The organism is Phytopseudomonas straminea, assembly GCF_900112645.1.
Lineage (GTDB): Bacteria > Pseudomonadota > Gammaproteobacteria > Pseudomonadales > Pseudomonadaceae > Aquipseudomonas > Aquipseudomonas straminea.
Map to the genome: position 1 here is coordinate 24,716 of NZ_FOMO01000007.1, position 14,442 is coordinate 39,157.

The window sequence follows — 14,442 nt, forward strand, 5'->3', positions numbered from 1 at the left end:
GCCCTGCGGCTCGAATCACTTAGACATGAGGTCCTTTCAGATGCAGAAGAAGCCAGCCTTCGCCGCTATGGTTTCCGCTATCGCTCTGGCTACGCTGACGCTCGCCGGCTGCAAAGACGAGGCGGCGCCACCGCCGAAACAGGCACCGACTGTCGGTATCGTCACCCTTAAGACCGAGCCCTACACGCTGACCACCGAGCTGCCGGGCCGCACTGCGGCGTTCCGTATCGCCGAGGTGCGTCCGCAGGTCAACGGCATCATCCAGAAGCGTCTGTTCAAGGAAGGCTCCGAGGTCAAGGCCGGTCAGCAGCTGTATCAGATCGATGCCGCCGTCTATGAAGCCGCTGCCAAGAGTGCCGAAGCGACCTTGGCCTCGGCCAAGTCGCTGTCCGAGCGCTACAAGAGCCTGGTATCCGATCAGGCGGTGAGCCGTCAGGCCTATGACGAAGCCCAGGCTTCCCGCCTGCAGGCTGAAGCTGCTCTGGAACAGGCACGCATCAACGTGCGTTACACCAAGGTGTTGGCGCCCATCGCCGGTCGCGTTGGCCGCTCTGCGGTGACCGAAGGTGCGCTGGTCAGCAGCGGCCAGAGCACCGCCATGGCGACCATCCAGCAGCTCGACCCGATCTACGTCGACGTGACCCAGCCAACCAAGGACCTGCTGCGTCTGCGCCGCGAGCTGGAAAGTGGTCAACTGCAGAAGGCCAGCGACACCGCCGCCAAGGTGCAGCTGCGCCTCGAAGACGGCAGCACCTATAAACACGAAGGCACTCTGGAGTTCTCTGAGGTGTCGGTGGACGAAGGCACTGGTTCGGTGACCCTGCGCGCCGTATTCCCCAACCCGGATCACACTCTGCTGCCGGGCATGTTCGTGCACGCGCGTCTGCCGGCTGGTGTGAACAAGGAAGCGATTCTCGCACCCCAGCAGGGCATCACCCGCAACGCCAAGGGTGACCCGACCGCGCTTGTGGTCAACGCCGAGAACAAGGTCGAGCTGCGCCAGGTCAAGGCCGAGCGTACCGACGGCAACCGCTGGGTGGTGCTCGATGGCCTGAAGTCCGGCGACAAGCTGATCACCGAAGGCCTGCAGTTCGTGCAGCCAGGTGCCGAGGTGAAGACCACCGAGGCCAAGAACGTGGCTGCGCCAGAACAGGCCGCTGCTGACCAGGCTGAACCTGAACAGGCCGAAAGCCGCTAAGGAGCGATTACACGATGTCGAATTTCTTCATCGACAGGCCGATTTTCGCCTGGGTGATCGCCTTGGTGATCATGCTGGCCGGCGGCCTGTCCATCCTCAAATTGCCCGTCAATCAGTACCCGAGCATCGCCGCGCCGGCGGTGAGCATCCAGGTCAACTACCCGGGGGCTTCCGCGCAGACCGTGCAGGACACCGTGGTGCAGGTGATCGAGCAGCAGATGAACGGCATCGATGGGCTGCGTTACATCAGCTCGGCGAGCAACTCCGATGGCAGCATGGAGATCATCGTTACCTTCAACCAGGGCACCAACCCGGACATCGCCCAGGTTCAGGTACAGAACAAGCTGCAGCTGGCCACTCCCTTGCTGCCTCAGGAAGTCCAGCAGCAGGGTCTGCGCGTCACCAAGGCGGTGAAGAACTTCCTGCTGGTGATCGGTGTGGTATCCACCGACGGCAGCATGACCAACCAGGATCTATCCAACTACATCGTCGCCAACATGCAGGACCCGATTTCTCGGACGCCGGGCGTCGGTGACTTTCAGGTGTTCGGTGCCCAGTACGCCATGCGTATCTGGCTCGATCCGGCCAAGCTCAACAACTTCCAGCTGACCCCCGTCGACGTGCGCACCGCCGTTCAGGCGCAGAACGTGCAGATCTCCTCCGGCCAGTTCGGTGGCCTGCCCGCCGGCCCTGGCCAGCAGCTCAACGCTACCATCATTGGCAAGACTCGCCTGCAGACGCCGGAGCAGTTCCGCAACATCCTGCTCAAGGTCAATCGCGACGGCTCTCAGGTACGCCTGGGCGATGTCGCCAAGGTCGAGCTGGGCGGCGAGAACTACAACATCCGTGCACAGTTCAACGGTAACGCCGCATCCGGTCTGGCGATCAAGCTGGCCACCGGTGCCAACGCCCTGGATACCGCCAAGGCGATCCGTGCCACCATCGACCAGCTCAAGCCGTTCTTCCCGGCCGGCATGGAAGTGGTGATGCCGTATGACTCCACTCCGGTGGTGCAGGAATCGATCCACGGCGTGGTCAAGACCCTTGCCGAAGCCTTCGTGCTGGTCTTCCTGGTCATGTACCTGTTCCTGCAGAACTTCCGCGCCACGCTGATCCCCACTCTGGCGGTGCCGGTGGTATTGCTTGGTACCTTTGGCGTGCTGGCGGTATTCGGCTACAGCATCAACACCCTGACCATGTTCGCCATGATTCTGGCCATCGGCCTGCTGGTGGACGACGCCATTGTGGTGGTGGAAAACGTCGAACGGGTGATGCGCGAGGAGGGCTTGTCGCCACGTGAGGCGACGCGCAAATCCATGGGCCAGATCCAGGGTGCTCTGGTGGGTATCGGCGTTGTGCTCTCGGCGGTGCTGCTGCCGATGGCCTTCTTCGGCGGTTCGGTGGGGGTGATCTACCGGCAGTTCTCGATCACCATCGTGTCGGCCATGGTCCTCTCGGTGATCCTGGCGCTGATCTTCACCCCGGCGCTGTGCGCCACCTTGCTCAAGCCCATTGCCAAAGGTGATCACCACGAGAAACGCGGCTTCTTCGGCTGGTTCAACCGTACCTTTGAGCGCAGCGTCAACGGTTACGAGCGTGGTGTGCGTGGCGTGGTCAAGCACCGGGTACCGTTCCTGATCCTTTATGCGGTGATCGTCGCCATCGCCGGCTGGTTGTTCACCCTGATTCCTTCTGCGTTCCTGCCTGAGGAAGACCAGGGCGTGCTGTTCGCTCAGGTGCAGACGCCTTCGGGCTCCAGTGCCGCACGTACCCAGGCGGTCGTAGACGACATGCGCAAGTACCTGCTCGAAGACGAGAAGGACGTGGTCAACTCGGTGTTTACCGTGACCGGCTTCAACTTCGCAGGTCGCGGCCAGAGCTCGGGTATGGCGTTCATCATGCTCAAGCCGTGGTCCGAGCGTACCGCGGCAGGCACCAGCGTTGCCGAGCTGGCGCAGCGTGCTCAGGGTCGCTTCTTCGGTGGCGAGTTCCGCGATGCCATGGTGTTCGCCTTCGCGCCGCCAGCGGTCATGGAGCTGGGCAACGCCACCGGCTTCAACCTGTTCCTGCAAGATCGCGCAGGTGTTGGCCAGGCGACCCTGAACCAGGCCCGTGACAAATTCCTGCAGCTGGCCAACCAGAGCCCGGTACTCAGCAGTGTGCGCGCCAACGGCCTGCTCGACGAGCCGCAGTACAAGCTGATCGTCGACGACGAGAAGGTGCGTACGCTCGGTGTGTCGCTGTCGGACGTCAACACCACCCTGCAGATCGGCTGGGGTGGCAGCTACGTCAACGACTTCATCGACAAGGGGCGGGTCAAGAAGGTTTACCTGCAGGGCCAGAGCGACTCGCGCATGAACCCCGAGGACCTGAGCAAGTGGCACGTGCGTAACGATCAGGGCCAAATGGTGCCGTTCAGTGCCTTCGCGACCGGCGAGTGGGTCTACGGTTCGCCCAAGCTGTCGCGCTACAACGGTGTGAGCGCCATCGAGATTCTCGGTGCGCCGGCGCCTGGCCACAGTTCTGGTGAGGCCATGGCCGAAGTGGAGCGCATTGCCGCCGAGCTGCCGCAGGGCATCGGCTACGACTGGACGGGGCAATCCTACGAGGAGCGCCTGGCCGGTTCGCAAACCCTGGCCCTCTACGCGCTGTCGCTGCTGGTGGTGTTCCTCTGCCTGGCGGCGCTGTACGAGAGCTGGTCGATTCCGTTCTCGGTGATCCTGGTAGTGCCGCTGGGTATTCTCGGTGCGCTGCTGTTCACCCTGGGCCGCGGGCTGTCCAACGACGTGTTCTTCCAGGTGGGTCTGATCACCACCATCGGCCTGTCGGCGCGTAACGCGATCCTTATCGTCGAGTTCGCCAAGGCGCTGCACGAACAGGGCAAGAGCCATCTCGAGGCCGCCGTCGAGGCGTGTCGTATGCGTCTGCGCCCGATCATCATGACCTCCTTGGCATTCATCCTCGGCGTTGTGCCGCTGGCCATCGCCAGTGGCGCGGGTTCAGGCAGCAAACACGCCATCGGTACCGGTGTGATCGGCGGTATGCTTACTGCCGCGGTCCTGGCGATCTTCTGGATTCCGCTGTTCTATGTGGTGGTCAGCTCGATGTTCAAGGACAAGAGCGTCAAACAATCCAATGATGAGGAGGCCGTCCAATGAGGCAGTCCCTGTTGTCTCTGGCAGTCGCGGGCATCGTGCTCAGCGGCTGCACCATGATCCCTGACTACCAGCGCCCGCAGTCGCCCGTCGACAACGCCTGGCCTCAGGGCAAAGCCTACGAGGGCAGTAACGTGCAGGGTTCGGTGGCTGCCGTCGATCTGGGCTGGCGCGAGTTCCTGCGTGACCCGGCGCTGCAGCGCCTGGTGGAAACCGCGCTGAACAACAACCGCGACCTGCGCGTTGCGGCGTTGAATGTCGAAGCCTTCCAGGCTCAGTACCGCATCCAGCGTTCCGAGCTGTTCCCCAACATCTCGGCCGATGGCAGCGGTACTCGCCAGCGCACACCGGCCGACCTGTCGCAGACCGGCCGTTCCACGGTTGGCGGCCAGTACAGCGCGACCGTTGGTGTTAATGCCTGGGAGGTGGACTTCTTCGGGCGTCTGCGCAGCCTCAACGAGCAGACCCTGCAGCAGTACTTCGCCACCGAAGAAGCACGGCGCAGCACCCAGATCAGCCTGATCGCCAGTGTGGCCAACGCCTACCTGACGCTGCAGGCTGACGAGGCGCTGCTCAAGCTGACCCGCGATACCCTAGGCACCTATCAGCGTAGCCTGGAGCTGACCCAGCGCAGCTTCGACGTCGGCGTGACCGACGCGCTGTCCCTGAGCCAGGCGCGCACTGCGGTGCAGACCGCCCAGGCCAACCTGGCGCAGTACACCCGCCAGGTCGCCCAGGATCGTAACGCCCTGGGCGTGCTGCTCGGCGGCCCAGTGCCGGCCGACCTGCCGCAAGGCGATGGCCTGGACAAGCAGCTGCTGGCCGACGTGCCGGCGGGCCTGCCGTCCGACCTGCTGCAGCGTCGCCCCGACGTGCTGCAGGCCGAGCGTGAACTGCTCGCCGCCAACGCCAGCATCGGCGCCGCGCGTGCAGCGTTCTTCCCGAGCATCAGCCTGACCGCCAACGCCGGCACCGCCAGCCGTCAGCTGTCGGGTCTGTTCGACGGCGGTTCGGGCACCTGGCTGTTCCAGCCGCAGATCAACCTGCCGATCTTCACGGCCGGTCGCCTGCGCGCCAACCTTGACTACGCCGAGATCCAGAAGAACATTCAGGTGGCGAACTACGAGAAGGCAGTGCAGACCGCCTTTCAGGAAGTCGCCGATGGCCTTGCAGCCCGCGGCACCTACGAGGAGCAGCTGCAGGCGCAGCGCAACCTGGTGGAAACCTCGGAGAACTACTACGACCTGGCCGACCGCCGCTTCCGTACCGGTGTGGACAGCTACCTGACCCTGCTTGATGCCCAGCGCCAGCTGTTCAGCGCCGAGCAGCAACTGATCGGCGTGCGCCTGTCGCAGCTGACCAGCGAGATCAACCTGTACAAGGCGCTCGGTGGTGGCTGGAACGAGCGTAACCAGGCTGCGCCGGCCAGCGAGCCGGCACCGCAATCCTGACCGTAGCAAGCGACCAACAAAAAGCCCGCGTAAAAACGCGGGCTTTTTCATGTCTGCCGTTCGGTTATTGCGGCGTCTGCACGCGGCTGGAACTGCCCATCTTGTGGCGGATCAGCTGGATCACGCCCGGTAGGATCGACACGATGATGATGCCGACGATCAGGTAGTGCAGGTTGCTCTGCACCGCCGGCAGATTGCCGAAGAAATAGCCGCCGTAGGTGAACAGGGTGACCCAGAGGATCGCGCCGACCACGTTGTAGGCGGCGAAATGTGCGTAGCTCATGCGGCCCATGCCGGCGACGAAGGGCGCGAAGGTGCGCACGATCGGCACGAAGCGCGCCAGGATGATGGTCTTGCCACCATGGCGGGCGTAGAACTGCTGGGTGATTTCCAGGTGACGGCGGCGGAAGATCTTCGAGTCCGGGTTGCGGAACAGGCGCTCGCCCAGGAAGCGGCCGATGGTGTAATTCACCGCATCGCCCAGAATCGCCGCGGTGATCAACAGCAGCACCAGCAGGTATACGTTCATCTCGCCGTGCACGGCGATGGCGCCGGCCACGAACAACAACGAATCACCGGGCAGGAACGGCGTAACCACCAGGCCGGTTTCGCAGAACACGATCAGGAACAGGATCGCATAGATCCAGGTGCCGTACTGGGCGGTCAGGGCCGCCAGGTGCTGGTCGATATGCAGAATGAAATCGATAACCAGGTGAATGAATTCCATCTAAGGCTCCAACGATTGGGCAGCCCGCCACGGATCGGGGCGGGTTGCGCGGGGGCAGCATTATGCTCGCATCGGTGTACAAAGGCGCGAGGCCAGAGCAGGGTTTTGAGCCTACGTCGTGACAAGCGTTCCGTTAGGCAACGTGATGACGATCAATGTAGGCGGGCAGGGTGGCCGATTCGGCCGAAGTCAGGGTTTGCTGCGTGGTTGGACGTGCAGTTCGGTGGTTTGCGCATCCTTGGCCTGCATCGTGGCCGGGTCGCGTTTGCCGATGTCCTGTGCGGCGCGCTGCTTGGCGAGTGCCGCCATACGTTCGGACCAAGCGAATTGCAGTTCGCGGTATTGTGGTGCCACGGCGGCGCTGTTCAAACGTGCCTGCTCCTGCCAGAACGCGGCATCACCACGCCACCAGGGATCTTCCCCAGGTGCCACAGGCTCGATGGGTGCTGCTGCAGGCGTTGCGGGAGAGCTCGCCGAGGCTGGAGCCGATACCGGCGCAGGCGCCAGCTTTATGGTGGTGGGCTGCTCCGGCGCCGGATACAGGCGCGCGAACAGCTGCATACCCCCATAAGCCAGCGCGGCGCCGACCGCCACGGCGATGGCGCTGCGGGCGAAATCGCTGCGCGGGCTTTTGGGCTTGCTTGCTGAAGCTTTCATCATCCATCCCTAGAAGAGAAAGAACCGACACGAGGCATGGCGGAACCTGCGTGAATGATAGCCACTTGCGCGGCGCCGTTGAGCTTTATTTACGTGTCGGTACAGCGTGCCAGAGCGGTTACTTACCCTTGATGATGCGCTGGATGGTGCCGGTGTTGTTGTTCAGCAACACGTAATCGGTACCGATCTTCACCCAATGCTCGTGCTCCTTGTCTTCGGGCTCCGGCAGGTTGTGCTTTTTCAGGTCCTTGATCGCATAGTCGTCACGCCAGTACTTGTGCGGTGCCGGGGTGCCTTCCTTGAGATCACCGATGTGCATCGGGTCCTTGGCTTGCGGGTCTTCCTGGTCGGGCTGCTGCTTGAGCACCTGACCTTGGTAGGCCTCGCGGGCCGGTTCCTGTTGGGCTGGGTCGGCCGCATGGGCCATGCCGCTGGCCAGCAGGGCGCCGAACAAGATGCTGAGGTTAGGCGTGATTTTCATGTGACTCTCCTTAATCCGTGTCCATAGAGATGGACACGGCAGGTTGCCGAACACTCAACCTAAATTTTCACCACCCAACCGGCCTGTCGTCCTCTTATACGCCTTTGCAGATGACACTTATGCACACGCCGCCGAACGGCAGGTTTTTTCCATGAACCTTCAGGCTTTGGCCCGGCACTATCTATTCAGGTCCCAGTAATCGAGTGAGTCATGCCTGTTCCCGTTTTTCTCGCCCTGGTGTTCGGCTGCGTCGGCGCTGTGCTCATGGGCATCGGCCTTTCCCGCCGGCGCGCCAGCCGCGACTGGCTGTGCGCGCAGGGGCGCATCATCGCCAGTGAATGGGGGCTGAGTACGCCGAGCCGCTACCCGCGTTTTGAATGGCGCGACGAGCACGGCAACCTGCACATGCACGAAAGCAGCATGAGTAGCTGGCGCCACTACCGCAAAGGCGATCCGGTGGCGGTGCGCTACGATCCGGCGTTTCCCAAGCGCGCGGTGATCGACACCCCGGTGCAGCGCGGCGCCTCGTTCTTCTGGCTGGGCGTGCTGCTGTGCGCCATCGCTGTCGCCTTCCTGCTGGTCGAGCTGCTGCTCAACTGAGCCCGCTTGCTGACCGCAGTCGCTGGTCGATTGCCAGCTGAGCACATACGTCCAATAACGCCGCTCGACGCAGCGGCATAGTGGCTGCACGGTCGGGGTGCAGCCGCAGGCTTGCTGATCGTCATGCCGCAGGCGTTGGCCTCGCGGGTCGATTTCGCTGCCAGGGACGTTCCACCATGCCAACCACTGTGCCGAGCGATGTGGTGACCCTGGTCATCCAGCACCAGGTGCGCCCCGGTTGCCTGCCTGCCTATGAAGCCTGGCTCAAGCGCGCCCTGGCCGCCGCCGAACAGCAGCCGGGCCACCTGGGCGTCAACGTGATCCGCGTCCCAGGGCAGGGTGATGCCTTCACCACCGTGCTGCGCTTCGCCGAAGGCTGGCAACTGGACGAGTGGATCGCCTCGGATCGCCGGCGTCTGCTGATCGACGAAGTGCTGCCGCTGCTCGAAGGCGGCGACCAGATCCAGGTCAGCCGCGACCACGAATTCTGGTTTACCCCCGAACATGCCCAGGCACCCCAGCCGCCGAAGTGGAAACAGGCGGTGCTGACCTACCTGGTCATCTGCCCGCTGACCATGATCATCCCGCAGTTGTGGCTGCCGCTGTTCCAGCAGTACCCGACGCTGGGCGGCGTGGTGCCGAGCAACCTGCTGATCACCCTGTGCATCGTCGTGCCGGTGGTGTTCTGGATCATGCCGGCGGTCACCCGCTGGTGCGCCGGCTGGCTGAGCGCCCGCTGAATTTTCCCCACATTCCTATCCGAGAGGTTATCGCCATGAGCACATTCACCACCCGCGACGGCACCGAGATCTATTTCAAGGACTGGGGCAGCGGCAAGCCCGTGCTATTCAGCCACGGCTGGCCGTTGGACGCCGACATGTGGGAATACCAGATGCAGTACCTGAGCAGCCGCGGCTACCGCACCATCGCCTTCGACCGCCGCGGTTTCGGGCGCTCCAGCCAGCCGTGGACGGGCTACGACTACGACACCTTCGCCGACGACATCGCCCAGCTGATCGAACACCTCGACCTGCATGACGTGACCCTGGTGGGCTTTTCCATGGGCGGCGGCGACGTCAGCCGCTATATCGGCCGCCACGGCACCTCGCGGATTAGCAAGCTGGCGCTGCTCGGTGCGGTCACGCCGATCTTCGGCAAGGCGGCGGATTTCCCTGAAGGCGTCGACGCTTCGGTGTTCGCCGGTATCAAGGACGGCCTGCTCAAGGACCGCGCGCAGTTCATCAGCGATTTCGCCGCGCCGTTCTACGGCATCGACAAGGGCCAGAAAATTTCCGACGGCGTGCTCACCCAGACCCTCAACATCGCGTTGCTGGCCTCGCTCAAGGGCACCGTCGACTGCGTGACCGCATTCTCGCAAACCGATTTCCGCGCCGACATGGCCAAGGTCGATGTACCGACCCTGGTGATCCACGGTGACGCCGACGCCATCGTGCCGTTCGAAACCACCGGCAAGCTCGCCGCGCAGATGATCAAGGGCGCCGAACTGAAGGTGTACGAAGGCGCGCCCCATGGCTTCGCCGTGACCCATCAGCAGCGTCTGAACGAAGACCTGCTGGCCTTCGTGTCCCGCTGATCGACCGGAGCGCCCAGCCATGACCAATGATCCCAAAGACCCGAAACGCCGCCAGGTCGTTGCTGCCGGTGGCCTGCTCGGCGCGGCTGGCGCGCTGTGGTCCGCCTTACCCTTTGCCGGCGGTGCCGGCTATGCATTCGGAGCCAACATGAACGACGCCGACCTGATCCTGCTCAACGGCAAATTCCACACCGTGGACCCCGAGCGCCCGCATGCGAGCGCCGTGGCGATCAAGGATGGCCGCTTCATCGCGGTCGGTAGCGACGCCGAGGCCATGGCCACCAAGGGCGCCGCCACCAAGGTCATCGACCTCAACAAGCGTACCGCCATTCCCGGCCTCAACGACTCGCACCTGCACCTGATCCGCGGCGGCCTGAACTACAACCTCGAGCTGCGCTGGGAAGGCGTGCCGTCGCTGGCCGATGCCCTGCGCATGCTCAAGGACCAGGCCGACCGCACGCCCACCCCGCAATGGGTGCGCGTGGTCGGGGGTTGGAACGAATTCCAGTTCGCCGAAAAGCGTATGCCGACCCTGGCCGAGATCAACCAGGCGGCGCCGGATACCCCGGTGTTCCTGCTGCACCTCTATGACCGCGCCTTGCTCAACCGCGCCGCCCTGCGGGTGGTCGGCTACACCAAGGACACGCCCAACCCGCCCGGTGGCGAAATCCAGCGCGACGCCAATGGCGAACCCACCGGCATGTTGATCGCCCGCCCCAACGCCATGATCCTCTACTCGACCCTGTCCAAAGGGCCGAAGCTGCCCCTCGAATACCAGGTCAACTCGACCCGTCAGTTCATGCGCGAGCTCAATCGCCTGGGCCTGACCAGCGCCATCGATGCCGGCGGCGGTTACCAGAACTATCCGGACGACTACCAGGTGATCCAGGAGCTGGCCGACAACGACCAATTGACCGTGCGCATCGCCTACAACCTGTTCACCCAGAAGCCCAAGGAAGAACTGGCCGACTTCCAGCAATGGACCAAGACCGTCACCTACGGCCAGGGCACCGACTACTTCCGCCACAACGGCGCCGGCGAGATGCTGGCGTTCTCCGCCGCCGACTTCGAGGACTTCCTCGAGCCACGCCCGGACCTGCCGCCGAACATGGAGGCCGACCTGGAGCCAGTGGTGCGCCACCTGGTCGAGCACCGCTGGCCGTTCCGCCTGCACGCCACCTACGACGAATCGATCTCGCGCATGCTCGACGTGTTCGAGAAGGTCAACCGCGACATCCCGTTCAACGGCCTGCCGTGGTTCTTCGACCACGCCGAAACCATCACCCCGAAGAACATCGAGCGGGTGAGGGCGCTGGGCGGTGGTATCGCCATTCAGCACCGCATGGCCTTCCAGGGGGAATACTTCGTCGACCGCTACGGCAAGCAGGCGGCGGAAAGTACCCCGCCGATCAAACGCATGCTCGCCGAGGGTATACCGGTCGGCGCCGGCACCGACGCCACCCGTGTGGCCAGCTACAACCCCTGGACCTCGCTGTACTGGCTGGTCAGCGGCAAGACCGTGGGCGGCACCGCGTTGTACCCCGAAGGGCTGTCGCGGGAAGTCGCGCTGCAACTGTTCACCCAGGGCAGCGCCTGGTTCTCTAACGAGCAGGGCAAGAAGGGGCAGATTCGCGTAGGTCAGCTGGCCGACGTGGCGGTGCTTTCCCAGGACTATTTCAGCGTGTCCGAAGAGGCCATCAAGTACCTGGAATCGGTGCTCACGGTGGTGGGTGGCAAGGTGGTCTACGGCGCCGACGAGTTCGACAAGCACGGCAACCCACCGCTCCCGGTACTGCCGGACTGGTCGCCGGTGGCCAAGGTACCGGGGCACTGGAAGCCCGCTGCGCCGCTGCAGGCCGCCGTGCACCAGTGCGTCGGCTCCTGCGCGGTACACGCCCACAGCCATGAGCGAGCGCGGCAGAGCAAGGTGCCGGTGAGCGACTACGCCGGCTTCTGGGGCGCGTTCGGGTGTTCGTGTTTCGCGTTCTGAACCCGCAGGTGATCGTCTGATCGCTCCCATGCTCTGCGTGGGAGCACCACGCTAGGACGCTCCGCGTCCGGGCTGCCCAGGTTATAGCGGGCGCGGAGCGCCCAGAGCGGCATTACCACGCGGAGCGTGGGAACGATCATCAACGAAGAATCATTTTTTATCGGCGACTCTCCGCCGCCTCGGGCACCGCTGTGCCCATTTTTTACCGACATCGACTGCTTTTTAACGAGAGAACCCATGACCCGCGTCACCCAAGAAACCACCTCCGGCCCCTGGAGCCCACTGCGCACATCGGTGTTCCGCTGGCTTTGGCTGGCCAGCATCGCCTCGAACATCGGCACCTGGATGCACGAGGTCGGCGCCGGTTGGTTGATGACCTCGCTGTCGGCCAGCCCGCTGGCCGTGGCGCTGGTGCAGGTGGCCGGGGCGCTGCCAATGTTCTTTCTGGCGCTGCCGGCGGGCGCCCTGGCCGATATCGTCGACAAGCGCCGCTACCTGCTCAGCGTGCAGCTGTGGATGGCGAGCGTGGCGGTGCTGCTCGCCGGCCTGACGCTGCTCGGGCTGATGAACGTGCCGCTGCTCCTGTTGCTGACCCTGGCCATGGGCATCGGCACTGCGCTGATGATGCCGGCCTGGTCGGCGCTGACGCCCGAGCTGGTCGGCAAGAGCGAGCTGCCGGCTGCCGTGGCGCTGTCCAGCCTGGGCATGAACGTGGCGCGCGCCATCGGCCCGGCGGTGGCCGGTGTGCTGGTCAGCCTCAGCGGCCCCTGGCTGACCTTCGCCCTCAATGCCGTGTCGTTCTTCGCGGTGATCGCTGCGCTGTATACCTGGGAGCGCACGCCCACGGTGAGCATCCTGCCGGCCGAGCGGCTGTTCGGGGCGGTGCGCCTCGGCGTGCGTTACGCACGCAGTGCCAAACCGCTGCAGGCCGTGCTGGTGCGCACCTTCGCGTTCTTCGTCGGCGCAAGTGCCGGCATGTCGCTGCTGCCGCTCTTGGTGCGCCGCGAGCTGCACGGTACGGCGGCGGACTTCGGCATCCTGCTGGCCTGCGTAGGCGCTGGCGCCATCGGCGGGGCGATGTTCCTGCCCAAATTGCGTGAGCGGCTGCGCAGTGACCTGATCGTCGCCGGTGCCAGCCTCGCCTATGCCGCGGTGCTGTTCGGCCTGGCCTTCATTCGCGATTTCACCCTGCTGATTCCGGTGATGCTGGTCAGCGGCGCCGCCTGGATCGCCGTGCTGTCGAGCCTGCAGGTCGCCGCGCAAACATCCGTGCCGAGTTGGGTGCGCGCCCGCGCCCTGGCCGTCTACATCCTAGTGTTCTTTGGTTGCAGCGCCCTGGGCGGCATCGTCTGGGGCGCGCTGGCCAGCGAGTACTCGCTGAGCGTGGCCCTGGCCGGCGGCGGGGCGATGCTGGTGCTCGGCGTGCTGCTGTCCTGGCGCTTCCGTTTGCCGGTCACCGATGCCGAGGATCTGGCGCCTTCCGTGCACTGGCCGGCGCCTGTGCTCAGCGCTGACCTGGACCGCGAGCGCGGCCCGGTGATGGTCACCCTGGAATACGACATTCCCCGTGAACACGCCGAGGCGTTCAGCCACGCGATGCTCGCCGTGCGCGCCATGCGCCGGCGCAACGGCGCGCTGTCCTGGGGCTTGCTGCAGGACAGCGAGAACCCGCACCTCTGGCAGGAATTCTTCTTCGATGCCTCCTGGCTCGAACACCTGCGTCACCACGGCCGCGTCACCGTGGCCGAACAGCGCATCGAGGCGGCCGCGCGCCAATACCAGCGCGAAGGCGTACCCGTGCGCATCCGTCACCTGCTCGGCGTACCCGAGCCACGCAACCCCGATCCACGTTCTCCCAACCCAACCGGAGTTTCATCATGAGCAAGCCCTACAATCGCCTGGACAAAAACAACGCCGCCGTTCTGCTGGTCGATCATCAGGCCGGACTGCTGTCCCTGGTTCGCGATATCGACCCAGACAAGTTCAAGAACAACGTGCTGGCCCTGGCCGACCTCGCCAAGTTCTTCAAGCTGCCGACCATTCTCACCACCAGCTTCGAAACCGGCCCCAACGGCCCGCTGGTGCCCGAGCTGAAAGAGCTGTTCCCGGACGCGCCGTACATCGCCCGCCCAGGCCAGATCAACGCTTGGGACAACGAAGACTTCGTCAAGGCGATCAAGGCCACCGGCAAGAAGCAGCTGATCATCGCTGGCGTGGTGACCGAAGTGTGCGTGGCGTTCCCGGCCCTGGCGGCCATCGAAGAAGGCTTCGACGTGTTCGTGGTCACCGACGCTTCCGGCACCTTCAACCAGATCAGCCGCGACTCGGCCTGGCAGCGCATGACCGCCGCCGGCGCCCAACTGATGAACTGGTTCGCCGTGGCCTGCGAGCTGCACCGCGACTGGCGCAACGACGTGGAAGGCCTGGCGAAGATCTGCTCGGACCACATCCCGGACTACCGCAACCTGATCACCAGCTACTCGGCACTCACCGAAGGCAAGTGACAGGCGAGGGTGGCTGGCGCCTCAGCAGTCCACCCATTCAGCGGGCCGCGGCGGATTTCCCGTCGCGGCCCATCCCTTTGTGCGG

12 protein-coding genes are annotated in these 14,442 nt (G+C 64.4%); 9 read left to right on the forward strand and 3 right to left on the reverse strand.

Features of this window, described 5'->3' with window-relative positions:
- Positions 1 to 40 precede the first annotated feature (40 nt).
- From BM279_RS16965 to BM279_RS16975, 3 genes are read left to right on the forward strand one after another with little or no spacing between them, the layout of a single operon-like run.
- Positions 41 to 1,198, forward strand: coding sequence for an efflux RND transporter periplasmic adaptor subunit (locus BM279_RS16965; protein ID WP_143103611.1), 1,158 nt, complete (start codon positions 41 to 43; stop codon positions 1,196 to 1,198).
- 14 nt (positions 1,199 to 1,212) lie between these two features.
- Positions 1,213 to 4,356, forward strand: coding sequence for an efflux RND transporter permease subunit (locus BM279_RS16970; RefSeq protein WP_093505624.1), 3,144 nt, complete (start codon positions 1,213 to 1,215; stop codon positions 4,354 to 4,356).
- Positions 4,353 to 5,804: an AdeC/AdeK/OprM family multidrug efflux complex outer membrane factor gene (locus BM279_RS16975; protein WP_093505626.1), complete on the forward strand. Its 1,452-nt coding sequence runs from the start codon at positions 4,353 to 4,355 to the stop codon at positions 5,802 to 5,804. Before BM279_RS16970 ends, BM279_RS16975 begins: the two co-directional genes overlap by 4 nt.
- Positions 5,805 to 5,868: 64 nt before the next feature.
- Here the strand turns inward: BM279_RS16975 and BM279_RS16980 are convergent, their stop codons facing one another.
- The 3 genes from BM279_RS16980 to BM279_RS16990 form a co-directional block, all read right to left on the reverse strand.
- Positions 5,869 to 6,531, reverse strand: a complete 663-nt coding sequence (locus tag BM279_RS16980) for a DedA family protein (RefSeq protein ID WP_093505628.1) — start codon at positions 6,529 to 6,531, stop codon at positions 5,869 to 5,871.
- 189 nt (positions 6,532 to 6,720) lie between these two features.
- Complete coding sequence (locus BM279_RS16985; protein ID WP_093505630.1) at positions 6,721 to 7,188, reverse strand: hypothetical protein; 468 nt, start codon at positions 7,186 to 7,188, stop codon at positions 6,721 to 6,723.
- A 118-nt stretch (positions 7,189 to 7,306) separates the two neighbouring features.
- A complete protein-coding gene (locus BM279_RS16990) occupies positions 7,307 to 7,669 on the reverse strand; it encodes an RcnB family protein (RefSeq protein WP_093505632.1) in 363 nt (120 codons plus the stop codon).
- Between the two features lie 210 nt (positions 7,670 to 7,879).
- On the opposite strand from BM279_RS16990, the gene BM279_RS16995 reads away from it, so the two are divergent.
- The 6 genes from BM279_RS16995 (at position 7,880) to ycaC (ending at position 14,357) form a co-directional block, all read left to right on the forward strand.
- Positions 7,880 to 8,269, forward strand: a complete 390-nt coding sequence (locus BM279_RS16995; RefSeq protein WP_093505634.1) for a DUF3592 domain-containing protein — start codon at positions 7,880 to 7,882, stop codon at positions 8,267 to 8,269.
- A gap of 176 nt (positions 8,270 to 8,445) precedes the next feature.
- The gene (locus BM279_RS17000) at positions 8,446 to 9,009 is read left to right on the forward strand and encodes an antibiotic biosynthesis monooxygenase (RefSeq protein WP_093505636.1); all 564 of its coding nucleotides are present in this window, start codon (positions 8,446 to 8,448) and stop codon (positions 9,007 to 9,009) included.
- A gap of 35 nt (positions 9,010 to 9,044) precedes the next feature.
- Positions 9,045 to 9,863, forward strand: a complete 819-nt coding sequence (locus BM279_RS17005; protein WP_093505638.1) for an alpha/beta fold hydrolase — start codon at positions 9,045 to 9,047, stop codon at positions 9,861 to 9,863.
- A gap of 19 nt (positions 9,864 to 9,882) precedes the next feature.
- On the forward strand, positions 9,883 to 11,853 hold the full coding sequence (locus BM279_RS17010; RefSeq protein WP_093505640.1) for an amidohydrolase: 1,971 nt from the start codon (positions 9,883 to 9,885) through the stop codon (positions 11,851 to 11,853).
- A gap of 237 nt (positions 11,854 to 12,090) precedes the next feature.
- On the forward strand, positions 12,091 to 13,734 hold the full coding sequence (locus tag BM279_RS17015) for an MFS transporter (protein WP_093505642.1): 1,644 nt from the start codon (positions 12,091 to 12,093) through the stop codon (positions 13,732 to 13,734).
- Positions 13,731 to 14,357: an isochorismate family cysteine hydrolase YcaC gene (gene ycaC, locus BM279_RS17020; protein WP_013790016.1), complete on the forward strand. Its 627-nt coding sequence runs from the start codon at positions 13,731 to 13,733 to the stop codon at positions 14,355 to 14,357. Before BM279_RS17015 ends, ycaC begins: the two co-directional genes overlap by 4 nt.
- Positions 14,358 to 14,442 lie beyond the last annotated feature (85 nt).